The sequence below is a fragment of the Paraburkholderia caribensis genome (assembly GCF_002902945.1).
GTDB lineage: Bacteria > Pseudomonadota > Gammaproteobacteria > Burkholderiales > Burkholderiaceae > Paraburkholderia > Paraburkholderia caribensis.
Genome location: NZ_CP026101.1, coordinates 3220884 through 3247875, shown reverse-complemented (window position 1 = coordinate 3247875; position 26992 = coordinate 3220884). Strand labels below are relative to the sequence as shown.

The 26992-nt window shown below is 63.8% G+C and carries 25 protein-coding genes; 9 read left to right on the top strand and 16 right to left on the bottom strand.

Going from position 1 to position 26992, the window contains the following annotated elements; all coding sequences use genetic code 11:
- Positions 1-92 precede the first annotated feature (92 nt).
- From prmC to C2L66_RS14345, 4 genes are all read right to left on the bottom strand, one after another.
- Complete coding sequence (gene prmC, locus C2L66_RS14360; RefSeq protein WP_060599627.1) at positions 93-941, bottom strand: peptide chain release factor N(5)-glutamine methyltransferase; 849 nt, start codon at positions 939-941, stop codon at positions 93-95.
- Between the two features lie 9 nt (positions 942-950).
- Positions 951-2033 (bottom strand): peptide chain release factor 1, encoded by a 1083-nt coding sequence (gene prfA, locus C2L66_RS14355; RefSeq protein ID WP_060599628.1) that lies wholly within the window; start codon positions 2031-2033, stop codon positions 951-953.
- Between the two features lie 143 nt (positions 2034-2176).
- Positions 2177-3466, bottom strand: a complete 1290-nt coding sequence (gene hemA, locus C2L66_RS14350; RefSeq protein ID WP_060599629.1) for a glutamyl-tRNA reductase — start codon at positions 3464-3466, stop codon at positions 2177-2179.
- Between the two features lie 54 nt (positions 3467-3520).
- Positions 3521-4267, bottom strand: coding sequence for a response regulator transcription factor (locus C2L66_RS14345; RefSeq protein WP_054929090.1), 747 nt, complete (start codon positions 4265-4267; stop codon positions 3521-3523).
- Positions 4268-4312: 45 nt separating this feature from the next.
- Between C2L66_RS14345 and C2L66_RS40655 the strand changes: the two genes are divergently transcribed.
- From C2L66_RS40655 to C2L66_RS14325, 5 genes are all read left to right on the top strand, one after another.
- Positions 4313-4456 carry a hypothetical protein gene (locus C2L66_RS40655; protein WP_156516618.1) on the top strand — a complete coding sequence of 48 codons (144 nt, stop codon included), beginning with the start codon at positions 4313-4315 and terminating at the stop codon, positions 4454-4456.
- Positions 4456-4710, top strand: a complete 255-nt coding sequence (locus C2L66_RS14340) for a hypothetical protein (RefSeq protein WP_054929089.1) — start codon at positions 4456-4458, stop codon at positions 4708-4710. Before C2L66_RS40655 ends, C2L66_RS14340 begins: the two co-directional genes overlap by 1 nt.
- A gap of 19 nt (positions 4711-4729) precedes the next feature.
- Positions 4730-6544, top strand: a complete 1815-nt coding sequence (locus C2L66_RS14335) for an aminopeptidase P family protein (protein ID WP_060599630.1) — start codon at positions 4730-4732, stop codon at positions 6542-6544.
- Positions 6545-6718: 174 nt separating this feature from the next.
- On the top strand, positions 6719-7270 hold the full coding sequence (locus tag C2L66_RS14330) for a cysteine hydrolase family protein (protein WP_060599631.1): 552 nt from the start codon (positions 6719-6721) through the stop codon (positions 7268-7270).
- The gene (locus C2L66_RS14325; RefSeq protein WP_060599632.1) at positions 7267-7890 is read left to right on the top strand and encodes an HAD family hydrolase; all 624 of its coding nucleotides are present in this window, start codon (positions 7267-7269) and stop codon (positions 7888-7890) included. The genes C2L66_RS14330 and C2L66_RS14325 overlap by 4 nt, the downstream gene beginning before the upstream one ends.
- Before the next feature lie 18 nt (positions 7891-7908).
- On the opposite strand, the gene C2L66_RS14320 is transcribed toward C2L66_RS14325, so the two are convergent.
- From C2L66_RS14320 to ychF, 7 genes are all read right to left on the bottom strand, one after another.
- On the bottom strand, positions 7909-9048 hold the full coding sequence (locus C2L66_RS14320; RefSeq protein ID WP_060599633.1) for a DUF748 domain-containing protein: 1140 nt from the start codon (positions 9046-9048) through the stop codon (positions 7909-7911).
- A 232-nt stretch (positions 9049-9280) separates the two neighbouring features.
- Entirely contained in the window at positions 9281-10948 is a 1668-nt protein-coding gene (gene ettA / locus C2L66_RS14315) for an energy-dependent translational throttle protein EttA (protein WP_035989071.1), read from the bottom strand.
- Positions 10949-12012: 1064 nt separating this feature from the next.
- A complete protein-coding gene (locus C2L66_RS14310) occupies positions 12013-13104 on the bottom strand; it encodes a sn-glycerol-3-phosphate import ATP-binding protein UgpC (RefSeq protein WP_060599634.1) in 1092 nt (363 codons plus the stop codon).
- A gap of 12 nt (positions 13105-13116) precedes the next feature.
- Positions 13117-13962, bottom strand: coding sequence for a sn-glycerol-3-phosphate ABC transporter permease UgpE (gene ugpE / locus C2L66_RS14305; RefSeq protein ID WP_060599635.1), 846 nt, complete (start codon positions 13960-13962; stop codon positions 13117-13119).
- On the bottom strand, positions 13959-14843 hold the full coding sequence (gene ugpA / locus C2L66_RS14300) for a sn-glycerol-3-phosphate ABC transporter permease UgpA (RefSeq protein WP_060599636.1): 885 nt from the start codon (positions 14841-14843) through the stop codon (positions 13959-13961). The genes ugpE and ugpA overlap by 4 nt, the downstream gene beginning before the upstream one ends.
- Positions 14844-14916: 73 nt before the next feature.
- On the bottom strand, positions 14917-16242 hold the full coding sequence (ugpB, locus tag C2L66_RS14295) for a sn-glycerol-3-phosphate ABC transporter substrate-binding protein UgpB (RefSeq protein WP_060599637.1): 1326 nt from the start codon (positions 16240-16242) through the stop codon (positions 14917-14919).
- 275 nt (positions 16243-16517) lie between these two features.
- Positions 16518-17612: a redox-regulated ATPase YchF gene (gene ychF, locus C2L66_RS14290; RefSeq protein ID WP_054929079.1), complete on the bottom strand. Its 1095-nt coding sequence runs from the start codon at positions 17610-17612 to the stop codon at positions 16518-16520.
- A gap of 422 nt (positions 17613-18034) precedes the next feature.
- Here ychF and C2L66_RS14285 point away from each other — a divergent pair, with 422 nt between their 5' ends.
- From C2L66_RS14285 to C2L66_RS14270, 4 genes are all read left to right on the top strand, one after another.
- Complete coding sequence (locus C2L66_RS14285; protein ID WP_060599638.1) at positions 18035-19207, top strand: UbiH/UbiF family hydroxylase; 1173 nt, start codon at positions 18035-18037, stop codon at positions 19205-19207.
- A 226-nt stretch (positions 19208-19433) separates the two neighbouring features.
- A complete protein-coding gene (locus C2L66_RS14280; RefSeq protein ID WP_054929076.1) occupies positions 19434-20159 on the top strand; it encodes a DsbC family protein in 726 nt (241 codons plus the stop codon).
- A gap of 86 nt (positions 20160-20245) precedes the next feature.
- Complete coding sequence (locus tag C2L66_RS14275; protein WP_060599639.1) at positions 20246-22039, top strand: M61 family metallopeptidase; 1794 nt, start codon at positions 20246-20248, stop codon at positions 22037-22039.
- A 199-nt stretch (positions 22040-22238) separates the two neighbouring features.
- Positions 22239-22835 carry an FMN-dependent NADH-azoreductase gene (locus C2L66_RS14270; RefSeq protein ID WP_054929074.1) on the top strand — a complete coding sequence of 199 codons (597 nt, stop codon included), beginning with the start codon at positions 22239-22241 and terminating at the stop codon, positions 22833-22835.
- Between the two features lie 151 nt (positions 22836-22986).
- Here C2L66_RS14270 and C2L66_RS14265 read toward each other — a convergent pair whose 3' ends face one another.
- The 5 genes from C2L66_RS14265 to C2L66_RS14245 all read right to left on the bottom strand — a co-directional run bounded on the left by C2L66_RS14265 (position 22987) and on the right by C2L66_RS14245 (position 26982).
- The gene (locus C2L66_RS14265) at positions 22987-23793 is read right to left on the bottom strand and encodes a uracil-DNA glycosylase (protein WP_060599640.1); all 807 of its coding nucleotides are present in this window, start codon (positions 23791-23793) and stop codon (positions 22987-22989) included.
- A 93-nt stretch (positions 23794-23886) separates the two neighbouring features.
- Positions 23887-24522 (bottom strand): CYTH domain-containing protein, encoded by a 636-nt coding sequence (locus tag C2L66_RS14260; protein ID WP_060599641.1) that lies wholly within the window; start codon positions 24520-24522, stop codon positions 23887-23889.
- Positions 24523-24552: 30 nt separating this feature from the next.
- Positions 24553-25338, bottom strand: a complete 786-nt coding sequence (gene trpC / locus C2L66_RS14255) for an indole-3-glycerol phosphate synthase TrpC (protein ID WP_054929071.1) — start codon at positions 25336-25338, stop codon at positions 24553-24555.
- Positions 25339-25349: 11 nt separating this feature from the next.
- Positions 25350-26378 (bottom strand): anthranilate phosphoribosyltransferase, encoded by a 1029-nt coding sequence (trpD, locus tag C2L66_RS14250; RefSeq protein ID WP_060599642.1) that lies wholly within the window; start codon positions 26376-26378, stop codon positions 25350-25352.
- A 16-nt stretch (positions 26379-26394) separates the two neighbouring features.
- Positions 26395-26982, bottom strand: a complete 588-nt coding sequence (locus C2L66_RS14245) for an aminodeoxychorismate/anthranilate synthase component II (protein WP_054929067.1) — start codon at positions 26980-26982, stop codon at positions 26395-26397.
- Positions 26983-26992: the final 10 nt, after the last annotated feature.

Here is a 26992-nt window from a genome sequence, read left to right as displayed (position 1 = left end):
GGTTCCGGTGTGTATAAGAGATAGAGTGAAATGATAGCGGATTTCTCTGATAGCGACCGGCGGCTGGATCGGCGCGGGCGCGCCGCAGCGCATCAACCCGGCCAGCGACCGCCGCTGATGCGTTCGATATCCGCCAGATCGCGTTCCGAACGCACGTCGGCAAAACCTTGCGCCGCGAGGATCGCGCGAACGGCTTCGGCCTGATCGTAGCCGTGCTCCATCCACAGCACGCCGTTCGGCACGAGCCGCGCCGGCGCGCCGGCGACGATCGCGCGGATTGCCGACAGACCGTCGGCTTCGTCGGTGAGCGCGCCGCGCGGCTCGAAACGCAGATCGCCTTGCGACAGATGCGGATCGCCGCTCGCGATATACGGCGGGTTGCTGACGATCACGTCGAACGTGAGCGAGTCGTCGAGCGCGGCGTACCAGTCGCTCTGCGCGAATTGCAGGTCGCCGCCCGGGCGTTTCGGTTCGAGGAGCCTGGTGGCGTTGCGCCCGGCAACGGCTAGCGCTTCGGCGGAACGGTCGACGGCCCAAACGCGTGCGTCCGGCCGCGACCACGCGATCGACACAGCAATCGCCCCCGTGCCCGTGCCGAGATCGAGCACGCGCGAGCGCGCGGCGCGGCCCTCGAGCGCCTGCACGGCCGTTTCGACGAGCAGTTCGGTTTCGGGCCGTGGAATCAGCACGTCGCGCGTGACCTGGAACTCGAGCCCGAAGAACTCACGCGAGCCGATCAGTTGCGCGATCGGCTCGCCCGCCACGCGCCGTGCTTGCAGATCGCGAAAGGCCGCCACCTTGGCGGTGTCGAGGGCGTCGCCCGCGCGTGTGATCAGTTCCGTGCGACGCCAGCCCAACGCGTGCCCGAGCAGAATGCGCGCTTCGAGCGCGGGCAGCGGCGACGCGTGAAGCAACGTGGCGACGGTGTCGACGGTATTCATGCGCGCCGCTCAGTCCGCGTCGCCCAGCGACGCAAGCAGTTCCGCCTGATGCTCGGACACGAGAGCCGCGATCAGCTCGTCGAGATCGCCTTCCATGATCGATTCGAGGCGATACAGCGTCAGGTTGATGCGGTGATCGGTGAGACGGCCTTGCGGGAAGTTATAGGTGCGGATGCGCTCCGAACGGTCGCCCGAGCCGATCAGGCTCTTGCGCGTCGCGGCTTCCTTCGCGTGCTGCTCGTGGTACTGCTTGTCCTTGATGCGCGCGGCGAGCACTTTCAGCGCGCGATCCTTGTTCTTGTGCTGCGAGCGGTCGTCCTGACATTCGACCACGATACCTGTGGGCAGGTGCGTGACGCGCACGGCGGAGTCGGTCTTGTTGATGTGCTGGCCGCCCGCGCCGGACGCGCGGAACGTGTCGATGCGCAGATCGGCGGGGTTGATCTCGACTTCGCCGATTTCATCCGCTTCCGGCATCACCGCCACCGTACACGCCGACGTGTGGATGCGGCCCTGCGTTTCCGTGGCGGGCACGCGCTGCACGCGGTGACCGCCCGATTCGAACTTCAGCTTCGAATACGCGGCGTCGCCCGCGATCCGCACGATCACTTCCTTGTAGCCGCCCAGATCCGATTCGCTCGCCGACATCATCTCGACCTGCCAGCGGTTGCGTTCCGCGTAGCGCAGGTACATGCGCAGCAGGTCGCCCGCGAACAGCGCCGATTCGTCCCCGCCCGTGCCCGCGCGGATTTCGAGGAAGATGTTGCGCTCGTCGTTCGGGTCTTTCGGCAGCAGCATTTTCTGCAACTCGCCTTCGAGCTTTTCCATCTGATCGCGCGCCGAGCGGATTTCCTCCTCCGCGAAGTCCTTCATCGATGCATCCGACAGCAGTTCCTGCGCGGTGGCCGCGTCGGTCATGGACTGGCGCCATAGGCCGTAATGCTCGACGACGGGCTGCAGTTCCGCGTGTTCGCGCGTGAGCTTGCGGTATTGGTCGATGTTCGTCGTGATGTCTTCGCGGCTCAACAGGTCGTTCAGTTCGGCCAGCCGGGTGGTGAGCTGGTCGAGCTTGGCTTGCATGCTCGTTTTCATTAGGGCGGTCGGAGCGGGCTCCGGAAAGGACGGCTGATTCGGGAAATCGGGACGATAACCCGGGACGAAAGCCCCGGACAATGAGATGAAGCACCACGCGGGCCTGGTCGGCAACCCGCGCGATGCCGCGGCGTGTAGCGCCGCTAACGCTCGGAAGAAGAGTGAGCGTGCTTGTAGAAGCCGCTCATCAGTTCGATGAGCGAATCGCGTTCCTCGCTGCTCGCGCGGTTGAGCGCGTGCGTAGGACCGTGGATCAGCTTGTTGGTGAGCGCCTGCGATAGCGCTTCGAGCACGGCAGCCGGATCGTCGCCGCGCGCGAGCAGCTTTTGCGCCTTTTCGACTTCGGCGCGGCGCAGCGCGTCCGCTTGCGTGTGCATGTGGCGGATGACGGGCACGATGCTGCGCGCGTCGAGCCACTGCATGAAGTTCTGCACGCGCGTTTCGATGATCGTCTCGGCCTGCGCGACGGCGGCCTGGCGCGACGCATTGCCTTCGCGGACGATCGCGCCGAGGTCGTCGACGGTGTACAGGAATACGTCTTCGAGCTTGCCGACTTCCGGTTCGATGTCGCGCGGCACGGCGAGATCGACCATGAAAATGGGGCGGTGACGGCGTGCCTTCACCGCGCGCTCGACGGCGCCAAGACCGATGATGGGCAGCGTCGATGCCGTGCACGACACGATGATGTCGAACTCGTGCATGCGGGTGGGCAATTCCGACAGCGGGATCGCCCGGCCGTTGAAGCGTTCGGCGAGACGCTGGCCGCGCTCGGCCGTGCGGTTCGCGACGACCAGCTCGCGCGGCTGTTGCGCGGCAAAGTGTGTCGCGCACAGTTCGATCATCTCGCCCGCGCCGATGAACAGCACGCGCTGATTCGACACCTTGTCGAAAATGCGCTGCGCGAGACGCACCGCGGCGGCGGCCATCGACACCGATTGCGCCCCGATTTCAGTCGTGGTGCGCACCTCTTTCGCGACGGCGAAGGTGCGCTGGAACAACTGGTTCAGGTAGGTGCCGAGCGCGCCCGCTTCCGACGCCGTGCGCACGGCATCCTTCATCTGGCCGACGATCTGCGTCTCGCCCAGCACCATCGAGTCCAGCCCCGACGCGACGCGAAACGCGTGGCGCACGGCCTCCGACTGCGGCAGCGCGTATACGTGCGGCGCGAGTTCGTCGACGGTGATGTTGTGGTACTTCGACAGCCAGTGGATGGCGGCCTCGCGGGCGGCCTGGTCGTCGGTGGCGCAGTAGAGCTCGGTGCGGTTGCAGGTGGACAGGATGGCCGCTTCCGGCGCCGTGCGGGCCGTGCGGCCGAGGAAAATGTCTTTGAACGTCGACAGTGCCGGCTTGATCTGTTCGACCGGAAACGCCACGCGTTCGCGCAAGGCGACGGGCGCGGTGTGATGGTTGATTCCGATCGTTAGCAGTTGCACGGGGACACTGGGCGTTTTAGGCGCGACGTATTGGGGCTATGGTTAGGCCCAATATTATAGCGTTTCCGCGATTCTTTCAGTCGGCGCGGGTTTATCCGCGCTATCCGTGTTTTCGAGTGGAATCTGGTCCAGACGGTAGCCGTAGCCGTACAACGGCGTAAGGGTGTAGCCGAATTCCGGCCGAAGTTCGAGCTTGGTGCGGATGCGCGACGCGTGCGTGTCGAGCGTGCGCGACTTTACGTCGCGGCGGCGCGACCAGACGGTCTCCAGGATATGCGCGCGCGACACCGGCCGCGACATATTCGTAAACAGCAGCAGCGCGAACTGGAGTTCTTTCGGTGTCAGCGTGATGCTCTGGCCCCGAAAGCTGACGACGGAGCGGCCGGCGTCGAATGCATACTCGCCGAACATTTCGCGCGCGCGGTTGCGCGGGCGGCGGACGCCGGCGCGGCGCATCAACGCTTCGATGCGGGCCAGCATTTCGGGACCGCGCACGGGCTTCGACAGGCAGTCGTCGGCGCCTGCCTGCAACATTGCGACCAGTTCGCTTTCGCGCGGCGTCGTCATCATGGCGATGACGGGCAGGCCCGGCAGAACCTGACGCACCTGCATGATCACGTCTTCCGCGGGAGCGTCGCCGCAATAGGCGGCGGTGAGGAGGAGATCGAAGAATTCGCTCGCGGCGCCCGTCACAAAAGGCGCGCTGGAGGGGAAGTGATGACACGCATGCCCCCCGGCAAGCAGTAGCCGGCCGACGATTTCCGCATGCCGGAGGTCAGGCTCAATAAGGGCAATTCGCATGGACGGTGGGGTGGATGCAGCGGTCTGGCACAGGAGGCTTTCAGCTTGCTTAACCTCACCCCGGCCCCTAAACTCAACCGCTACGCAGAAAGCCGCGCGGACCTTCTAGTGAAAGAGAAAAAAATGCTAGCCATCGACAAAACAGCCGCCTATCAGAACAGTCTTAAATTGATGGGCGGTGGACGCTAATGGGTTGGCCCGGACTGATCATTCTTGGCGCCGTTGTCGGCGCGGCCAGCTGGTGGCTACATCCGCTGCGGCGTGCGAGCCACGTCGCGCTGTGGATGGCGGTGCTGATCGGCGTGGCGGGGGCCGTCATCGCGCACATGGCCGGCAATGTCACTCAACTCTTCCACGACGGCGACACGCTCGAGTGGCCCGTCTGCACCGCTATCGCGCTTGTTGCCGTTGCCGTGACGGTCGGCTTGTTCTCCCGTCGATGAATTCTTGCAGGTGAAACCGATGAACGTACGTCTCCCCGAAACCGCCTCGATCCCAGAGCGCATTGCGCAACTGCGAAGCGCGATGAAGCAGGCGGGCCTCGCCGCCTGGCTCGTGCCATCGGCGGACCCGCATCTTTCCGAATATCTGCCCGGCCGCTGGCAAGGCCGCGAATGGCTGTCGGGCTTCACTGGCTCGGTCGGCACGCTGGTCGTGACGGCGGATTTCGCCGGGCTGTGGGTGGACAGCCGCTATTGGGTGCAGGCCGAGGCGCAACTGGCGGGCACGGGCATCCAGCTGATGAAGATGTTCGGCGGGCAGCAAAGCGCGCCGCACATCGACTGGCTCGCGCAGAACGTGCCGGCGGGCGCGACGGTCGGCGTCGACGGCGCGGTGCTAGGCGTCGCGGCGGCGCGCGCGCTGACCGACGCGCTGAAGGCTCGCGGCGTCGAGCTGCGCACGGACCTCGATCTGCTCGACACCGTCTGGCCGCAGCGCCCGTCGCTGCCGACGGCTGCCGTCTACGAACACGTCGCGCCGCACGCGAGCGTGCCGCGCGCGCAGAAGCTCGACCAGATCCGCCGCGCCATGCGGGAAAAGGGCGCGCAGTGGCACTTCATCTCCACGCTCGACGATCTCGCCTGGCTGCTGAATCTGCGCGGCGCGGACGTGAACTACAACCCGGTATTCGTCGCGCACGCGTTGATCGGGTTGGAGCGTGCGTCGCTGTTCGTGGTCGACGGCAAGGTGCCGGCGGAACTGGCCGAGTCGCTCGCACGCGACGGCATTCGCGTCGAGCCGTACGCGAAGGCAGCCGACGCGCTCGCCGCGCTGCCGGACGGCCAGACGCTGCTAATCGACCCGCGCCGCATTACGTATGGCCTGTTGCAATCAGTGCCGGCTTCCGTGGGGATCGTGGAGGCTGTGAATCCGTCCACGTTCTTCAAGTCGCGCAAGACGGAAGCCGAAGCCGAACACGTCCGTTCGACAATGGAGCAGGACGGTGCGGCACTCGCCGAATTTTTCGCGTGGTTCGAAGGCGCGTTGGGCCGCGAAAAGATCACCGAGCTGACCATCGACGAACAGCTCACTGCAGCGCGCGCGCGCCGGCCAGGCTTCGTTACGCTGAGCTTCGCGACCATCGCCGGCTTCAATGCGAACGGCGCGATGCCGCATTACCGCGCGACACCCGCGTCGCATTCCACTATCGAAGGCAACGGCCTGCTGCTGATCGACTCGGGCGGCCAGTATCTGAGCGGCACGACTGATATCACGCGCGTCGTGCCGATCGGGACGATCAACGACGAACATCGCCGCGACTTCACGACCGTGCTGAAGGGCACGATGGCGCTGTCGCGCGCGAAGTTTCCGCGCGGCATCCGTTCGCCCATGCTCGATTCGATCGCGCGCGCGCCGATCTGGGAAGCGGGCGCGGACTACGGACACGGCACGGGCCACGGCGTCGGCTACTTCCTGAATGTGCACGAAGGTCCGCAGGTGATTTCGCACTACGCGCCCGCCGAGGCGTGGACGGCGATGGAAGAGGGCATGATCACGTCGATTGAGCCGGGTATCTATCGTCCGGGCAAGTGGGGCATCCGTATCGAGAATCTGGTGCTCAATCGCTCGGCCGGAAAAACCGAGTTCGGCGATTTCCTCGAATTCGAAACGCTGACGCTGTGCCCGATCGACACGCGCTGCGTCGCGCTGAACCTGTTGAACGACGACGAGCGCGCGTGGCTCAACGCGTATCACGAGATGGTGCGCACGCGCGTGTCGCCGCATGTGTCGGGCGACGCGAAGGCGTGGCTGGAGACGCGCACGCGGCCGGTCTGACGTGCCGCATTCCGCTGCGCGATCGCTCGAAAACGAGGCGAGCCGATCGTGCAGCGGGTTTTACACTGAATCCCGTTCGCAGCTATGCTGGCGAGTCGCTTCTGAACGGCGGCTCGGTCGTTCAACGTCGCCGTTTCGCTCAACCATCCATTGCCATCGAATAGCGAGGCTCGCATGTCCGGTGTTGCCGTCATCGTCATCGACGTACAGCAGATGTTTTTCAGCGGGCCTTCTCCCGCGTATCGCGGCAACGAAGTAATCGACGGCATCAACCGGCTCACGGCGGCAGCGCGCAATGCGAATGCGCCTGTCTTCTTCGTGCAGCACGAGAGCGACGCTAACGGTCCACTTGCGCGCGGCAGCGACGCCTGGCAGTTGCCCGCCGCGCTGGAGCGCGCGCAAGCGGACGCGTCGATCTACAAGACAGTCGGCGACTCGTTTCATGCGACGCCGCTGGCCGATCAACTTCGTCAACGAGACATCGATAGCGTGGTGATCTGCGGTTACGCGTCCGAGTTCTGCGTCAACGCTACGGCGCGCCGCGCCGAATTGCTCGGTCTGCGCACGACCGTCGTCGCCGATCTGCACACCACGCAAGACAAGCCGCACCTCACCGCCGACAAGATCGTCGAGCACCAGAACTTCGTCTGGGCGAATTCGTCGATGACGGGCAAGCGCGTCAAGGTGCGTCCTCTCGCTGACATTCTGCAAACGGAGTTCGCATGACCATCAAGGCAGTCGTATTCGATTTTGGCGGCGTGCTGATCGACTGGAGCCCGCAGTATCTGTATCGCGAGCTGATTCCCGACGATGCCGAGCGCGCATGGTTCCTGTCGAACGTCTGTACGATGGACTGGGTCATCCGTCAGGACGGCGGGCAGCCGATCGCCGAAGGCACAGCCGAACTGGTCGCGAAGTTTCCCGAGCACGAAGCGCTGATTCGGGCGTTTTACGAGCGCTGGCATCACATGGTGGCGGGCGAGCTCGAAGACGGCGTCGCGACCGTGGCGAAGCTCGAAGCCGCGAATGTGCCGCTCTTCGGCCTGACGAACTGGTCGGACGAGACCTTCCCGTATGCGTGGGAGCACTACCCTGTGTTGCGGCGCTTCAAGGACATCGTCGTGTCCGGGCGCGTGAAGATGGTCAAGCCCGACCCGGCGATTTTCGCGGAGATGCTAAGCCGTATCCGCGCGCATCTGCCGGACATCGAGGCGCACGAACTCGTTTTCATCGACGACAACCTCAAGAACGCGGCCGCCGCGACGGAACTGGGCTGGCATGGCGTGCATCACACGAACGCCACGCAAACGGAGGCGAAACTCCGCGAACTGGGTTTGCCCGTGTAAGACTGCGCTGAAGCGGCCTCACTGACCCAGTAAATTTTTCAGCGCGTTTCCTAATCCTTTCACCGTTTCGCCCGCACCCTTCGCGACGCCCTCGGCGCTAACGCCGAGCGCCTTCGCGAAGTTCGCGCGCAGCTCCGTCATCACGCTTTCATTGAGCTTGAACTTCGGATCGCGCAGATTGCCGTCTATGACGAAGTGCAGCGTGATGTCGTCGCCGTGTTTTTTGAGCGCGGCGACGGCGGCGCGCGCCGGGATTTGCATGAACGTGTCGAGCGGGTCGTCCGTCGCGGCGAGCTGCAGATGATGCAGCGTGACGGTGCCGGGCGCGTGAATGTGATAGCTCGTCACCGTCGCCTGCAGATTGAGGTCGAGCGTGCCGCCCGTGACCTGCGTTTTCGTGCCTGCCTTCTTCAACAGATACGGATCGAGCGTCACGACGTCGACGCCGCGCAGCGTCGTGGTCGTCTGCGAGTCCTTGCTGGCTATCTTCATCCAGCCGTCGAACGTCACCGTGCCCGTGTGCGCCGGCCCTTTGATCGAGCCTTTGACAGACAGCCTGGTCGGCTCGGTGAGGTCGGGCAGATGGATGTGATCGACCGTTGCGCTCGCGTCGCTGACGGTCACTTTGTAAGGCGGCTTGCGGATCATCTCGTCGTAAAAGACGAACTGGCCGTCGGCGAACGCGATGTGATCGATGAGTTTTTCGGCGGGTAACGGCGGGCGGTTGTCCGCCGCGCTGCTCGCTTCGCTTGCCGGCTGGCCGGGACGGCTGACCGCTTGACGCAGCTTGGGCAGGATTTCCAGCCTGCCGCTCGCGGTGCGCACGAGCACCAGACTGAAGCCGCGCACCACGACGCTTTGCAGATGCACGCGATGCGCGAACAGATCGCGTATGTCGGGTGTCATGGTGATTTCGTCGGCGGTGAGGGCGTCGGGTGTCGGCCAGTCGCTGGGCGCCGTCAGCCGGACGTGGCGCAGCGTAATCGCCGACAACCCCACGTCGATGCGCTCGGCTGTGCCGAGCGGCGCGAGTGCCTCCGCGACGCGCTCTTTCACTTCGTGTTGCACGAAATACCACCCGCCCAGCGCAACGACGGCAAGCAGCACGATTGCGCCTGCGACGGCCAACGTCACGCGCTTGCCCATCGACATCGCCATGCGACCTCCTCGTCCGTGCGCTGGCCGTGGTTCGGGTTATGTATTGCGGATTGCCGCACATGATGCGCTCGAGGCACCGGATGCGCGGCGCAGGCAACGGGTGCCCGCGTTCGGGAACTGCGAGGATCGCATGCGATCCTGCGAGCGAAGGAGCAACTCTTATGCCGTCCGCATCGAACCGTGGAAAAAAACGGCCCGGCTGCGGACGGCGATACATCGGAACGGCGGACGCTTAACGGGTGATCGGCTTGTAGCGCAAACGCTTCGGACGCGCTGCTTCTTCGCCGAGACGTGCGCGCTTGTCCGCTTCGTACTCCTGGTAATTGCCGTTGAAGAACGTGACTTGCGAATCGCCTTCGAACGCGAGGATGTGCGTCGCGATACGGTCGAGGAACCAGCGATCGTGCGAGATCACCATCACCGAGCCGGCGAATTCGAGCAGCGCGTCTTCGAGCGCGCGCAGCGTTTCGACGTCGAGATCGTTCGACGGCTCGTCCAGCAGCAGCACGTTGCCGCCTGCGATCAGCGTTTTCGCCAGATGCAGACGGCCGCGCTCGCCGCCCGACAGATTGCCGACGATCTTCTGCTGGTCGCCGCCCTTGAAGTTGAAGCGGCCGATATACGCGCGCGACGGCGTTTCGTACTTGCCGACCGTCAGCACGTCTGCGCCGCCGGAGATTGCTTCGAACACCGTCTTCGAGCCGTCGAGCGCGTCGCGGCTCTGATCGACGTAGGCGAGCTTGACGGTCGGGCCCTGGACGATTTCGCCCGAGTCCGGCTGCTCTTTGCCCGTCAGCATGCGGAAGAGCGTCGACTTGCCGGCGCCGTTGGGGCCGATGATGCCGACGATCGCGCCCGCCGGAATCTTCAGGCTGAGGTCGTCGATGAGCAGGCGATCGCCATACGACTTGCTGACGTTCTTGAATTCGATCACTTCATTGCCGAGGCGGTCGCCGACGGGGATGAAGATTTCCTGGGTCTCGTTGCGCTTCTGGTATTCCTGGCTGTTCAGTTCCTCGAAGCGGGCGATACGTGCCTTCGACTTCGCCTGGCGGCCCTTGGGGTTCTGGCGCACCCATTCCAGTTCTTTCTTGATCGCCTTTTGACGCGCCGATTCGGACGCTTCTTCCTGCTTCAGGCGCTCTTCCTTCTGATCGAGCCAGCTGCTGTAGTTGCCCTTCCATGGAATGCCGTGGCCGCGGTCGAGTTCGAGAATCCATTCGGCGGCGTTGTCGAGGAAGTAGCGGTCGTGGGTGACGGCGACGACGGTGCCGGGGAAGCGCGTGAGGAACTGTTCGAGCCATTCGACGGATTCGGCGTCGAGGTGGTTGGTCGGTTCGTCGAGCAGCAGCATGTCGGGCTTCTGGAGCAGCAGTTTGCAGAGCGCGACGCGGCGCTTTTCGCCGCCAGACAGGTTTTCGATCTTCGCGTCCCACGGCGGCAGGCGCAGCGCGTCGGCGGCGACTTCGAGCTGTTGCTCGGGGCTGCCGCCGTCCGACGTCGCGAGGATGGCTTCGTACTTTGCCTGCTCGGCGGCGAGCGCGTCGAAGTCCGCGTCCGGTTCGGCGTAGGCGGCGTAGATTTCATCGAGCTTCTTTTGCGCGTGGAACACGTCGCCGAGACCGTCTTCGACGGCTTCGCGCACGGTCTGTTGCGGATCGAGCTGCGGTTCCTGCGGCAGATAGCCGATGTTCAGGTTCGGCATCGGCGTGGCTTCGCCTTCGATGTCCTTGTCGACGCCGGCCATGATCCTGATCAGCGTGGACTTGCCCGAGCCGTTCAGGCCGAGCAGGCCGATCTTGGCGCCGGGGAAGAATGACAGCGAGATGTCCTTCAGGATTTGACGCTTGGGCGGCACGATCTTGCCGACCCGGTTCATGGTGAAGACGTATTGGGCCATTTGCTTGCGCTTGGGTTGAGGTCGCGGTCCGCGCGACGGCGGACGGCGTCAGGTGAATGGGTTTGGGTTTTGTGTGACTGGAATTGCCGGGCGCTGCGGGTCTGATTTGGCGCGCGCTGCGGGCGGAAACCGTATTGTACTTCGTGTGTCTTTTGTGGTTTTTGTTTGGGGTTTGGGGCTGGCAGCCGCGTTATGACTTTTCGCTGGCATCCGCGATGCGTTAGCTCGCTTCACGCTTCGCCGTTTGGTGTTTTGGTCTTTGCGCTGGCATCCGCGGTTTGCCTTTTCGCTGGCATCCGCGAGTTGTTAGCGTGCTTCACGCGTCGCCCCTGTGCGGGGCGGCACCTACTTTTCTTTGCCGCCGCAAAGAAAAGTAGGCAAAAGAAAGCGGCTCACACCGCCAATTCTTGACGTCTGCCCACGGGCCCCCAACGTCCCCACACTTCGCACCGCAACGCCCTTGTTCGTGTGCGTTGCCAACGCGCTGAATGAGCGCCTCACCCACGTCAAACACCCGTACATGAGTGAGCGGCAGCGAATGGTACGGGCCGCCCAGGTGGCAAACTGTGTGTAGGTTGTCGCGTCGTATGGCTTGGCGCTCTTACAGGGTGGGACGCATGCGCTATCGGTCCGGAGTGGTGCGCGTATGGCGCGAAAGCCGACACACAGTTTGCCACCTGGGCGGCGGTGGCCTGTCTGGCGCGGCGTGCTGAAACACGGGTGGGTGAAGCGGGTGAGGCGCTCATTCAGCGCGCTGGCAACGAACGTGGGTCACGTGATTGCCGTGTGAAGCGTAAGACCCTTTGGGGGCCCTCAGGCAAGTATTAGGGCTGGCGGTGTGAGCCGCTTTCTTTTGCCTACTTTTCTTTGCGGCGGCAAAGAAAAGTAGGTGCCGCCCCGCACAGGGGCGACGCCTGAAGCGAGCTAACAAATCGCGGATGCCAGCGCAAACTCATAACGCGGATGCCAGCGCAAACTCATAACGCGCACGCCAGCGCAAAGGCAAATCACATAAGCGGTGCACAGCATCCATCAACATCCCGCCATCGGCGGAAAAAATACGATCAATTGAGCCGCCGCCCACTCTCCTCATCAAAGAAATGAACATGCTGCCCGGGCAACGCGACCTGAAGCCGCTCACCGGCCTGCGGCCGATGCCCATGCGGCAACCGCACGGTCACATCGTGCTTGCCCCAGCGCCCATGCGCGAGATTATCCGCGCCGAGCAATTCGCATGAATCAACGGCAAGTGCAGCCGTCGCCGCACCGGCATCGGAAGAGGGCGTCATATGCTCCGGCCGAATTCCAAGCACACACGCCCGGCCCCCCGTCACCTCGCGTCCGACGCACGGCACGCCCGCCAAAGGCAATCTCGGCCCCTCCCCAGCGACTTCAAAAAAAGCGCCATCCTCCGTGATCCAGCCGTTCAGCAAATTCATCCCCGGCGAGCCGATAAACCCGGCAACAAACGTCGTCGCCGGCCGCTCGTAAACCTCCGTGGGCGCACCGATCTGCTCCGCATGCCCGCGGTTCATCACGATTACACGCTGCGCGAGCGTCATCGCTTCGATCTGGTCGTGCGTCACGTACAGGCTCGTCGTCCTGAGACGACCATGCAGACGCTGGATTTCGAGCCGCATCTGTACGCGCAGACGGGCATCCAGATTCGACAGCGGCTCGTCGAACAGAAACACAGCCGGCTCGCGCACGATCGCGCGGCCCATCGCAACCCGCTGTCGCTGGCCGCCCGACAACTCGCGCGGCTTTCTCGACAGCAGCGGTTCCAGTTCGAGAATCTTCGCAGCCGTCATGACGCGCAATTCGATCTTCGTTTTCGGCAGCCCCGCGATCTTCAGCGCATAGCCCATGTTCTCCGCAACCGTCATGTGCGGATAAAGCGCGTAGTTCTGAAACACCATCGCGATGTTGCGATCCTTCGGCTCCAGGTTGTTGACGACCTTGCCGTCGATCGCAATCTCACCCTCGGTGATCGCTTCCAGCCCCGCCACCATCCGCAGCAAGGTCGACTTGCCACAACCCGACGGCCCGACCATCACGACGAACTCGCCGTCCTCGACGTCCGCGTTGATTCCGTGCAGAACGTTCTGCTTGCCATCGTACGATTTCTTCACGCCTTTGAGCGTCAGTGCAGACATGACTCTTTATCCTTATTTCTCAGCATCCACGAGACCGCGCACGAACCAGCGCTGCATCGCCAGCACGACGACGAGCGGCGGCAGCATCGCGAGCAGCGTCGCGGCCATCACGAGATGCCATTCGGTCGCGGTGTCGCCGGAAGCGATCATGCTCTTGATGCCGACCACGGCCGTCGTCAGCGATTGCTGGCTGGTGATCAGGATCGGCCACAAGTATTGATTCCAGCCGTAAATGAACGTGATCACGAAGAGCGCCGCAAGGTTTGTCTTCGACAGCGGCAGCACCACATCCCAGAAGAAGCGCAGCGGCCCCGCGCCGTCGATGCGCGCCGCTTCCATCAGCTCGTCGGGGAGCGTGAGGAAGAACTGGCGGAACAGGAACGTCGCGGTTGCGGACGCGATCAGCGGCAGCGTGAGCCCGGCGTACGTGTTGCTCAGATGCATCGACGACACAACCTGCACAGTCGGAAAGATGCGCACTTCGACGGGCAGCATCAGCGTGATGAAGATCAGCCAGAACGCGGCGTTGCGGCCCGGAAAGCGGAAGAACACGATGGCGAACGCCGAGATGATCGACACGGCAATCTTGCCGATCGCGATCACCAGCGCCATCACGAGGCTGTTCAAGAGCATCGTGCCGAACGGGCTGGCCGCGTTGCCCGTGCCGTGGGTCCAGATGTTCGCGATGTTCTCAAACAGATGCGTGCTTGGCACCAGCGACAGCGGCACGTTGAACACTTCGTGCTCGCTCATCGTCGCCGCGCAGAACGCGACGTAGACGGGGAACACGACCAGCACCACGCCGATCAGCAACACGACGTGGCAGAAGATATCGAAGCCGCGGCGATTCTCGATCATGAGTATTGAACCCTCCGCTCGATGAAACGGAACTGCACGACAGTCAGCCCGACCACGATCAGCATCAGCACCACCGATTGCGCGCCCGAGCTGCCGATATCGAGGCCCTGGAAGCCTTCGGCGAAGATCTTGTAGATCAGCGTGCGCGTCGATTGCGCGGGGCCGCCGCCCGTCGCGGCGTCGATGATCGGGAAGGTGTCGAAGAACGCGTAGACGAGATTGACGACGAGCAGAAAGAACGTCGTCGGAGACAGCAACGGCAGCGCGACGCCGAAGAAGCGCCGCACGGGACCCGCGCCGTCGATCGCGGCCGCTTCGATCAGCGAGCGCGGAATGGCCTGCAGTCCAGCGTAGAAGAACAGGAAGTTGTAGCTGACCTGCTTCCACACGGAGGCGAGCACGACGAGGAACATCGCCTGGCCCGGATTGAGCGCGTGATTCCAGACGATGCCCGCCTTGCCGAGCGCGAAGGTCGCGAGGCCGATGCTCGGGTTGAACAGGAACGACCACAGCACGGCGGCAATCGCGGGCGCGACTGCGTACGGCCAGATCAACAGCGTCTGATAGGCTCTCGCGCCGCGTGTCACGCGGTCGGCGCAGGCGGCGAACAGCAGCGAGATCGCGAGGCCCGACACGGTGACGAGCGCGCAGAACATCAGCGTCGTTTCAAACGATGCAAGATACAGCGGGTCGCCGAATAGCTGCTTGAAGTTGCTCAAGCCGACAAATTCGCTCGACGTGCCGAATGCGTCCTGTGTCTGCGTCGATTGCCAGAGGGCTTCGCCCGCGGGCAGCAGAAAGAACAGCAGTGTGATCGCGAGTTGCGGTGCGACGAGCAGATACGGCAGGAGGCTGGTGCCGAAGCGGGAACGCTTGTCCATCGACGTCCTTAGCAACAGTGAGCGGTTGAGGCGCGCTACACGCTAACGCGTGAAAGCGCGCCTGTTTTGCGGATCAGTTGCCCGCTTTCTCGAAGCGGCGCAGCAGTTCGTCGCCGCGCGACACCGACGAATCGAGCGCATCCTTCGGCGTCTTCTTGTCGGACCAGACCTGTTCGAGTTCTTCGTCGATGATCGTGCGGATCTGCGGCATGTTGCCCAGACGCAGGCCCTTCGTGTACGGCAGAGGCGGCTTGTTCAGCATCTGCCTGATAGCCGTGTCGCTGCCGGGATTCTTCTCGTAGAAGCCCTGCTGCTGGGTCAACTGATACGCGGCCGTGGTGACGGGCAGATAACCCGTGTCCTGATGCCATTTGGCGGCGACGGGCGGCGAGCTGAGATAGGCGAGGAACTTCGCGACGCCCTTGTAGACGGCCGGGTCCTTGCCCGACAGCACCCACAGGCTCGCGCCGCCGATGATCGCGTTCTGCGGCGCGCCCTTTACGCTCGCGTCGTACGGCATCATGCCCGTGCCGAAGTCGAACTTCGCGTACTTGCGGATCGTCGCGAGCGAGCCGGACGAGTTCGTGATGATCCCGCAATCGCCGCTATAGAACTTCGACACCGGTTCGTCCTTGCGGCCGGCATAGGTGAACGCGCCTTCTTTCGCCATTTTCTGCAGGAACGTGATGTGCGCAATCTGCAGCGGCTTGTTGAATTCGAGCTTCGCGTCGGCGCCGTCGAAGCCGTTGTTCTCGGTCGCGAACGGCGCGCCGTGCCATGCGCTGTAGTTTTCGAGCTGAATCCAGCTTTGCCAGCCCGACGAATAGCCGCACGACATGCCCGCTGCTTTCAGCTTCAGCGCGTCCTGCTCCAGTTCGGCCCACGTCTTGGGCGGCGTGTTCGGATCGAGGCCAGCTTTCTTGAATGCGTCCTTGTTGTAGTAGAGGACGGGCGTCGAGCTGTTGAACGGCATCGAGATCAGGTGACCTGTCTTCGAGTCGCTGTAATAGCTGGCGATGGTCGGCACGAAGCCTTTCTCGTCGAGCGTCATGCCCGCCTGCTTGAACACGTCGGAGACGGGAATGACGGCTTTCTTCGCCTGCATCATCGTAGCGGTGCCGACTTCGTAGACCTGCAGGATCGCGGGCGCGTTGCCGCTGCGATACGCGGCGATGCCGGCTGCAAGTGTCTGGTCGTAGGTGCCCTTGAAGACGGGGACGATCTTGTAGTCGCTCTGCGATGCGTTGAAGTCGTTGGCGATCGTGTTCAGGCGTTCGCCGAGGGCGGCTTCCATCGCATGCCAGAACTGGATTTCAGTGGCGGCGTGAGCGCCTTGATGGACGCCGAAGGCCAGAACGGCCGCGACGGATAGCGAACGGAACAGCGGCTTGCAATGCATCGAGAGTCTCCTTCTTTTGCGGAAAGCGCGGAATTGCGGTCGCGCGATTCTAGTTGTGGTCGATGACAGGAAAGCGTCGGTGAATTTTCTGTGTGTAAGGCTCGGTGTCGACCGGGCAATTTAACATCGGAAGAATAACTGGAGAAAGGGCAAATACCCGGAGCATCGATGGGTGCGCGTGCAACGAGGGCGAAAAAAAGCCGCGTCGATGCGCGGCTTTGGAAAGTTTTGTGTGTACCGCGTGAAGCGGCACGGGGGCATTTGACAATCGTTCGTCAGACGTTGAACAAAAAGTTCATCACGTCGCCGTCATGCACGACGTACTCTTTGCCTTCCGCGCGCATCTTGCCCGCTTCCTTCGCGCCTTGCTCGCCCTTGAACTGGATGTAATCGTCAAAGCCGATCGTCTGCGCGCGAATAAACCCGCGTTCGAAGTCCGTGTGAATCGCGCCCGCCGCCTGCGGCGCGGTATCGCCCACATGAATCGTCCACGCGCGCACTTCCTTCACGCCCGCCGTGAAATACGTCTGCAGACCGAGCAGCTTGAAGCCCGCGCGAATCACACGGTTCAGGCCCGGCTCGTCCATGCCCATGTCGGCGAGGAACACTTCCTTGTCTTCATCGGCAAGATCGGCGATTTCCGCTTCGATCGCCGCGCACACGGCGACCACCGGCGCATTTTCCGTTTCGGCGTACTTGCGCACTGCGTCGAGGTGCGGATTGTTCTCGAAGCCGTCTTCCTTGACGTTCGCGACGTACATGGCCGGCTTGGCCGTAATCAGGCAGAACGGCTTGATCAGCAGACGCTCTTCTTCCGTCAGATCGAGCCCGCGAACCGGCTTCGCCTGGTCCAGTTGCACGCGAACCTTTTCCAGCACGGCAGCGAGCTTCACCGCTTCCTTGTCGTTGCCGGACTTCGCGGCCTTCGCATAGCGCGTGAGCGCCTTTTCGACCGTCGCGAGGTCGGCGAGCGCGAGTTCCGTGTTGATCACTTCGATGTCCGACACAGGATCGACCTTGCCCGCGACGTGAATCACGTTCTCGTCCTCGAAGCAGCGCACGACGTGCGTGATCGCATCCGTTTCGCGGATGTTCGCGAGGAACTGGTTGCCGAGGCCTTCGCCCTTGCTTGCACCCGCCACCAGACCCGCGATGTCGACGAACTCGACCACGGCGGGCACGATGCGCTCAGGCTTGACGATGCCCGCGAGCGCCGTCAGACGCGCATCCGGCACTTCGACCACGCCGACGTTCGGCTCGATCGTGCAGAACGGATAGTTTTCGGCGGCGATGCCCGCCTTGGTCAGCGCGTTGAACAGGGTGGACTTGCCGACGTTAGGCAGGCCGACGATGCCGCATTTGAGGCTCATGAAGGTTCTCTACAAAATCAGGTGGTGACAGGCTTCGGCAAACGGAGCGCGGGCTAAATGTGGCGCGGCGCGATGCTGGCCGCGGCCCGCAAGTCCGCTGGCGCCGGGCATGTGCAAGAAGCACGCGCCGAAGACATGCGGCACAGGCGGACTGTCGTAAGACACCCGCCGCGCTGCAAACGCGCGCCGAAGGTGTCGGATAACCGAAAACCGCAATTGTAACCCTGTCCGGCGACGCGCTCGCGGCAGCGGGAGAAGCTGCGGCGCGCGTCGTTCGCTGCGCGAGCGCGTGCATATGCAGTCCGCAATCGACGAGACTTGTGCCCGATCTGCATCAATCACTGCTCAAACAACGCCGAAACCGCGCGCAAAGCCTGTTCCGCCGATCCGTCCCCGGCACCCCTCACGGCTATAATGGCCGGATGAATGCTCACCATCAGTCCTTCGACGTCGCAGTGATCGGCGGCGGGCTCGTCGGCAAGACGGCGGCGCTTGCGCTCACGCAAAGCGGCCTGCGCGTCGCATTGCTCGCGCAGCATTGTCAGCCGCTGCCCGCCGGCGCCGTATTCGATTCGCGCGTCTACGCGCTATCCGCGAGTTCGCAGGCGCTGCTCGAACGTCTGCGCGTCTGGCAGGCGCTCGACACGGCGCGGCTCGCGCCCGTCTACGACATGCGCGTCTACGGCGACGCACACGCTGAACTGCATTTCTCGGCGTTTCAGGCGTCCGTGCCGCAACTCGCATGGATCGCCGAGTCGTCGCTGATCGAACAGGCGCTGGACGCCGCACTGCGCTTCCAGCCCAACCTCACGTGGCTGGACACTCGGGCGCAGGGGCTCGACGTCAAGACGGGCGGCGCGACCATCGGTCTCGCGAACGGCAACGTGCTCGAAGCGGATCTCGTGGTCGGCGCGGACGGCGCGCATTCCTGGGTGCGCGCGCAGATCGGCGCGAAGGTCAACCGGCGCGACTACCGGCAGACGGGCGTCGTCGCGAACTTCAAGGCCGGGCGGCCGCACGGCGAGACTGCGTATCAGTGGTTCCGCGACGGCGAGATCATCGCGCTGCTGCCGCTGCCGGACGGCCATGTGTCGCTGGTCTGGTCGGCGATGACCGATCACGCGAACACTCTCGTCAAGCTCGATCCCGCGCAACTCGCGGCTGAAGTCGAACGGGCGACGATGGGCGCGCTCGGCACGCTCGAATGCGTGACGCCCGCCCAGGGCTTTCCGCTCGCGCTGCAAACCGTCGACCGGCTGGTCGCACCGCGCGTCGCGCTGGTCGGCGATGCCGCGCACCTGATCCATCCGCTCGCGGGGCAGGGCATGAATCTGGGCTTGCGCGACGTGGCGTCGCTGGTGGACGTGATCGTGAAGAAAGAGGCGTTCCGCGATATCGGCGACACGGTGCTGTTGCGCCGCTACGAGCGCTCGCGCAGCGAAGACATCCGCGCGCTCACCATCGCCACCGACGGCCTGCAGAAGCTGTTCGGGCTGCCGGGCAATATCGCGCGCGCGGTTCGCAACACGGGCATGGCATTCGTTGGCGCGCAGCCGCTGGTCAAGCGCTGGCTGGTCTCGGCGGCGCTGGGCTGAACAATGCGCCAGCCGCGTGCCTGGTGGAACGGCACGGCGGCGCGCGCGATCTGACAGGATCGACCGCAAGGCATACCATCTGCGCAGCACCGCCTGATGCACCCCCACACGCATCGATGCAAGAGGGAACACACCGGCACACAACCGGAAACCCGCGCAGAACTTGAACACAGGCGCAGACGAGCGGCAAACGGGCCGCGCGCCGAACCGAATCAGGAGCAGCAGCATGAAGAAACGTATCCGTCTCGCCGCGCTGGCGCTGGCCGCCGCGACTATCGGCCTCGGCTGTTCGGCGCAGGCCGACCAGACCACCGACAAGCTCAAGTCGACGCTGCAATCGCGTCTGAGCGAAGCGACCATCAAGAGCGTGTCGAAGTCGCCGATCGACGGGCTTTACGAGGTGAACCTCGGCTCGCAGATCGTCTACAGCGACGCGACGGGCGACCATCTGATTCTCGGCGACATGATCGACGCCAAGACACGCAAGAATCTGACGGAAGCGCGCCTGTCCGAAACCAACCGCATCGATTTCGCGAGCCTGCCGTTCGCGAACGCGGTGAAAGTGGTGAAGGGCAATGGCAGCCGCAAGATCGCCGTGTTCTCCGATCCGAACTGCCCGTACTGCAAGCAGCTCGAAACGACGTTGAAGTCGATGGACAACATCACCGTCTACACGTTCCTGTATCCGGTTCTGTCGCCGGACTCGACGGTGAAGTCGAAGTCGATCTGGTGTTCGTCGGACCGCGCGAAGGCATGGGAAGCCTGGATGCAGGATCACCGCGCGCCGACCGCCGCGGGCACCTGCGACACGGCCGCGATCGACAAGAACCTCGCGCTCGGGCAGTCGATGAACGTCAGCGGCACGCCCACCGTGTTCCTCGCGGATGGCCGCCGCCTGCCGGGCGCCGTGCCGGCGGACGAGCTGGACAAGGCGTTGTCGTCGGTGCGCTGAACTGCACCCATCGTCCGAATCTGTTTGAAAGGAGGCGCGCGGCGCCTCCTGTCGTTTTCTTCACGAGTTTCCACACACGAGCGCCGATGAAGCCGATCCGCTACACCATCGTACCGAAGCAACCCGCCGCCCATCTTTTCGAAGTCACCGTGACCGTCGCCGAGCCCGATCCGTCGGGCCAGCGCTTCATGCTGCCCGTGTGGATTCCCGGCAGCTATATGGTCCGCGAGTTCGCGCGCAATATCGTCACGCTGCGCGCGTTCAACGACGCGGGCCGCAAGGTGCGGCTCGAAAAGACCGACAAGCACGCGTGGCAGGCGGCGCCAGTCAAGGGCGCGCTGACGCTGCGCTACGAGGTCTACGCCTGGGACCTGTCGGTGCGGGCCGCGCATCTCGACGACACGACGGGCTTCTTCAACGGCACGAGCGTGTTTCTGTCGCCGCTCGGGTTCGAGGATGCGCCCTGTGTCGTCGATATCCAGAAGCCGGCCGGTGCTCAGTTCCGCAACTGGCGCGTGGCGACGGCACTGACGGAAGCGCGCGGCACGAAGCGCTACGGCTTTGGCGAGTACAGCGCGCAAAACTACGACGAGCTAATCGATCATCCCGTCACGCTCGGCGAATTCGAGCTCGCGACGTTCAAGGCGCACGGCGTGCCGCACGACATCGTGATCGCCGGGCGCGTGACGAGTTTGGACATGACGCGGCTGTCGGCGGATCTGAAGCGCGTGTGCGAAGCGCAGATCGCGCTGTTCGAGCCGCGCTCGAAAAAGGCGCCGATGGACCGCTACGTCTTCATGACGCAAGCCGTCACCGATGGCTACGGCGGGCTGGAGCATCGCGCATCGACGGCGCTGATCTGCAATCGCGGGGATTTACCCGTCGAAGGCCGCGACGAGACGACGGACGGCTATCGCACGTATCTCGGCCTGTGCAGCCACGAATACTTCCACACGTGGAACGTGAAGCGCATCAAGCCCGCCGTGTTCGCGCCGTACGATCTGACGCAAGAAAATTACACGTCGCTGCTGTGGCTGTTCGAAGGCTTCACGTCGTACTACGACGATCTGATGCTCGTGCGCAGCGGCCTGATCAAGGATACCGACTACTTCACGCTGCTCGGCAAGACGATCGGCGGCGTGCTGCGCGGCAGCGGACGCCTGAAGCAGACGGTCGCCGAAAGCTCGTTCGACGCATGGGTGAAGTACTACCGTCAGGACGAAAATGCCGCGAATGCGATCGTCAGCTATTACACCAAGGGCTCGCTGGTCGCGCTCGCGTTCGATCTGACGATTCGCGCGCAAACGCAGAACCGCAAATCGCTCGACGACGTGATGCGCCTGCTGTGGCAGCGCTACGGTCGCGACTTCTACAACGGCAAGGCGCAGGGCATCGAGGAAGCCGACGTCGAGGCGCTGTTCGCCGAGGCGACGGGCGCGGACCTGTCGGAGCTTTTCGCGGACGGCGTGCGCGGCACGCGCGATCTGCCGCTCGACACGCTGCTCGCTTCGTTCGGCGTGACGCTCGAAGCGGACGTCGATCCGAAGGGCAAGCCGTCGCTCGGCGCGCGCGTGCGCGGCGGCGCGGACTGCACGCTGGCGGCCGTTCATGACGGCAGCGCGGCGCAGAAGGCTGGCCTGTCGGCCGGCGACGTGCTGATTGCCGTCGACGGCCTGCGCGTGACGGGCTCGAACCTCGACGCGCTGCTGTCGCGCTACCAGCCCGGCGCGAAGGTCGAGGTGCACGCGTTCCGGCGCGACGAGCTGCGCGTCGCGCAGGTCAAGCTGGACGGACCGGAAGTCTCGCGCTACAAGCTCACCGCGAACGATAAGCGCGCGGCGGCCGTGACGGCCCGCAAACGCTGGCTGGGCGGCAAGTAATAGGCAAATGAGAGGCAAATGAGAGGCAAATGAGAGGCGAATAAGCGCTCGCCGAGCCGCCTGCGCGGCGAGATTCCCGGCGGCGGATTGTTCTACCGTTGCAACAATCCGTCGCTGCCGCGCTACTTTTTCCCGGGCGGGTAAAAAAACACAATGGCTCCACTCGCGCAACACAGCGCGCCCCCTACTGGAGTCACAGATGACCACGATCCTGCAAATCAACTCGTCGGCTCGCTCGCAAGGCGCTCAATCGACGCTGCTGGCCAACGAACTGACGGCGAAGCTGCAACAATCGAATCCGGGCGCGCAAGTCGTCGTCCGCAATCTGCACGAAGACGCGCTGCCCCACCTCGACGACGCGATCCTCGGCGCGTTCTTCACGCCGGCCGAGCAGCGCACGGCCGAGCAGCAAGCGATCGCAGCGCGCAGCGAAGCGCTGATCGCCGAACTGCAAGCCGCCGACATCGTCGTGATCGGTGCGCCGCTGTACAACTTCGGCATCTCGTCGCAACTGAAGACGTACTTCGACTTCATCGCACGCGCTGGCATCACCTTCAAGTACGGCGCGAACGGTCCGGAAGGCCTCGTGACGGGCAAGAAGGTGTTCGTGGTGTCGGCACGCGGCGGCAAGTACCTCGGTACGCCGGGCGATTCGCAGACGCCTTATCTGAAAACGTTCCTCGGCTTCCTTGGCATGACGGACGTGAACTTCATCTACGCGGAAGGCCTGAACATGGGCCCCGACGCAGCAAACGCGGCACTGGCCGGCGCGCGCGAAGCGATCGCTGCTGCCTGATCCGTCTGAAACGGTTATGCGGTGAGCCATCCGGCTGGCCGCCTGCTCTTCGATACGGTGATCGGCCGTATCGCGACGGCAAAACAAAACGCCACGGAACACAATTCCGTGGCGTTTTCTTTTTGGGGGCACGCGCGGGTCGGCTTGCGTGTCAGGCGAACACTTCGCCCGTTTCCGGCAAACGCCAGTCGATGGGCTGACGGCCGTGCGCTCCGAGAAATTCGTTGGCGAGCGCGAAATGCCGGCAGCCGAGAAATCCGCGATGCGCGGACAGCGGCGACGGGTGCGGCGCTTCCAGCACGCAATGCGACTTGCCGCCGAGCAGCGCGCGTTTGGCTTGCGCATGCGCGCCCCACAGCATGAACACGAGCCCATCGTGACGCATCGCGAGTTCGTGGATCAGCGTGTCGGTGCATTTTTCCCAGCCGCGCTTCGCGTGACTCGCGGCGCGATCGCGTTCGACGGTCAGCACCGTGTTGAGCAGCAGCACGCCTTGTCGCGCCCACGCATCGAGACAGCCGTGTTGCGGCGCCTCGTGGCCGAGGCTCGCGGCGATTTCCTTGAAGATGTTGCGCAGCGACGGCGGCGGCCGCACCGAAGGCGGCACTGAAAACGCGAGTCCGTGCGCCTGCGGCGTGCCGCGGTCTTCGCCGTGATACGGGTCCTGGCCGAGAATCACGACCTTGACTTCGTCGGGACTCGTGAGCCGCAGCGCACGGAATACGTCGGCGGGATAGACAGTCTTGCCGGACGCGCGTTCGCCATCGACGAACTGGCATAGCGGCGCGTACGTGTCGCTATCGATAAACGGTTTGAGATGCGCGCGCCACGCCGGCGGCAGGGCTTCGAATTGGGATTCGAGCGTCTGAAAACCAGTGGCGGGAGAGGGGGCGCTGTCGTCGTCGGTAAAGAGCGACGGCTGCGTCGGCGGGAGCTGAGAGCGTTTTGCGGAATTCATGGCGGGCTAGTGTGGCAGCAAACTGGCGCGCGCTCAAGGTTCTGCGCGTTCACACGCCGGTTCTCCGCCGTCGCCGTTTATTGTGCGAGCCGCTTATTGCGAGCCGCTTTCACGCAGACGATAGCCGCGCTGTGCCTTGCTCACGTCATCGGGACGCAAGCCATGCACGGCTTGCGCAAGTTCCGCCGACAATGCGTTCAGCGCGCCTGCGTCACCGTGCTTCAGTTCCAGTTCGATTTCGCAGATCGGTGCGCGTCGCGTTTCGCCTTTCACGTCTGCGACAACCTCGCCCTGGTCGATGGCTGCCTCGACATCCGCACCTTCGATGCGCACATGCCAGATGGTCCGCGAGAAATTGGTGCTGAACAGCGGAATGAGCTCGTCACGCGCGCTGCGCAACGCTTCTTTCGACGGTTCGTCGTCACAGGCTGCCAGCAGCGCGTCGATTTCGAGCGCGTTGCCCTCGATGGGCATTTCCCACTCGTGCCGGCTGTGCAAGCCGCCACTCGACGTGCCCACCGTCTTGTACGTCTGCAGCCAGCCGTCCGGCGTGCGGCGCACGCGCACCGCGCTTTTCGCGCGCGCGAGCGTCAGCGACGGCGTGTCGTAATAGATGTTTTCGAGCGTGATCGTGCGGCCCTTGCTACCGGCGCGTTGAATCAACCATTGCGTCGCGGCGCCGACCTGACCGGTCGGCAGCGACAGCTTGATCTCGTGTTCCATGCCCATCGCGTGGCTCGCTCTGTAAGCTGGTGAGAATCAGAAGAACATCCGCGCAAGCTCCGCGCCCGGTTCTTCGGCGCGCATGAACGCTTCGCCGACGAGGAACGAATTCACGTCCATCGCGCGCATCCGCTCGACGTCGCCGCGCGACAGGATGCCCGACTCGGTCACGACGATGCGGTCGTCCGGCATCATGTCCAGCAGGCCGAGCGTGGTGTCGATCGAGGTTTCGAAGGTGCGCAGATTGCGGTTGTTCACGCCCATCAGCGGCGTCTTCAGCGTCAGCGCGTCGACCAGTTCGTCCTTGTCGTGCACTTCCACCAGCACCGCGAGGCCGAGCGAATGCGCGTACGCTTCGAGGTCCTGCATCTGCGAAAGTTCGAGTGCCGCGACGATCAGCAGGATCGCGTCGGCGCCCATCGCGCGCGCTTCGAGGATCTGGTACGGATCGACGATGAAATCCTTGCGCAGAACGGGCAGATTGCAAGCGGCGCGCGCCTCTTCCAGATATTGCGCGCTGCCCTGGAAGAACTGCACGTCGGTCAGCACGGACAGGCACGCCGCGCCGTGCTTCGCGTACGAACGCGCGATCTCGGCGGGGACGAAGTTTTCGCGCAGCACGCCTTTCGACGGGCTCGCCTTCTTGACCTCGGCGATCACGGCCGCGAGACCTGCTTCATGCTTCGCGCGAATTGCGCCGACGAAATCGCGCAGATCGCGCGACGATGCCTGCAGGCGCAATTCTTCGAGCGGCGCGCTTTGCTGCGCGGCGCGCACTTCTTCACGCTTGACCCCGATGATGCGGTCGAGAATATCGCTCATGTCAATCCCGTTTATTTCTTGAACTGTTGCGTGAAGCGGACCAGGTCGTCGACCTTCGCACGCGCCTTGCCGCTCGCGATCGCTTCGCGGGCCAGCTGCAGGCCGTCTGCAATCGACGCCACGACGTTCGCCGCGTACAGCGCGGTGCCCGCGTTCAGCGTGACGATTTCGCGCGCGACGCCCGGTTTGTTGCCGAGCGCCTCGAGCAGCAACGCTTTCGATTCCGTCGCGTCCGCGACTTTCAGCGTGCGGTTCGACACCATCTGCATGCCGAAGTCCTCGGGGTGAATCTCGTACTCGCGCACCTGGCCGTCGCGCAGTTCGCCGACCAGCGTCGCGCCGCCCAGCGACACTTCATCCATGCCGTCCATACCATACACGACCAGCACGTGATTTGCGCCGAGACGCTCCATCACGCGAACCTGAATGCCGACCAGGTCCGGGTGAAACACGCCTTGCAACTGGTTCGGCGCGCCGGCCGGGTTCGTCAGCGGACCGAGGATGTTGAAGATGGTCCGCACGCCGAGTTCGCGGCGCACCGGCGCGATGTTTTTCATCGCGGGGTGATGGTTCGGCGCGAACATGAAGCCCATGCCCGTTTCGGCGATCGATGCAGCGACCTGTTCCGGCTGCAAGTCGATGTTGACGCCGAGCGCTTCGAGCACGTCTGCGCTGCCCGACTTGCTCGACACGCCGCGATTGCCGTGCTTTGCGACTTTTGCGCCCGCTGCCGCCGTCACGAACATCGTCGCCGTCGAAATATTGAACGTGTGCGAGCCGTCGCCGCCCGTACCGACAATGTCGACGAAGTTCGAATTGTCCTGAACTTCGACGTGACGAGCGAACTCGCGCATCACCGTGGCGGCCGCGGTGATCTCGCCGATGGTCTCTTTTTTGACGCGCAGCCCCGTGATGATCGCGGCCGCCATCACGGGCGACATGTCGCCGCGCATGATGAGGCGCATCAGGTGCAGCATCTCGTCGTGGAAGATTTCGCGGTGCTCGATCGTGCGTTGCAGCGCTTCCTGGGGCGTAATCATTGTCGCGTCTCCTTGTTTAAGCGCTACGTGCCGCAGCCTTCGACTGCTTCACGAAGTTTTCGAGCAACGCGTGGCCGTGTTCCGACAGGATCGATTCCGGATGGAACTGCACGCCTTCGACAGGCAGCGTCTTGTGACGCACGCCCATGATTTCGCCGTCGTCGGTCCACGCCGACACTTCGAGGCAGTCGGGCAGCGATTCGCGCTCGATTGCCAGCGAGTGATAGCGCGTGACGGTGAAGTGCTTCGGCAGGTCGGCGAATACGCCTTTGCAGTCGGTTTCGATCTGGCTCACCTTGCCGTGCATGATGGTCTGCGCGCGCACCACGCGACCGCCGAATGCTTCGCCGATCGCCTGATGGCCGAGGCACACGCCGAGAATCGGGTACTTGCCGGAGAATTCGCGCAGCACGTCGAGCGTGATGCCCGCGTGTTGCGGATTGCTCGGTCCCGGCGAGAGACAAATGCGCTCGGGGTTGAGCTTCGCGATCTCGTCTAGCGTGATTTCGTCGTTGCGATAGGTCCGCACGTCTTCGCCGAGTTCGCCGAAGTACTGGACCAGGTTATAGGTGAACGAGTCGTAGTTGTCGATCATCAGCAGCATGGTCAGTCTC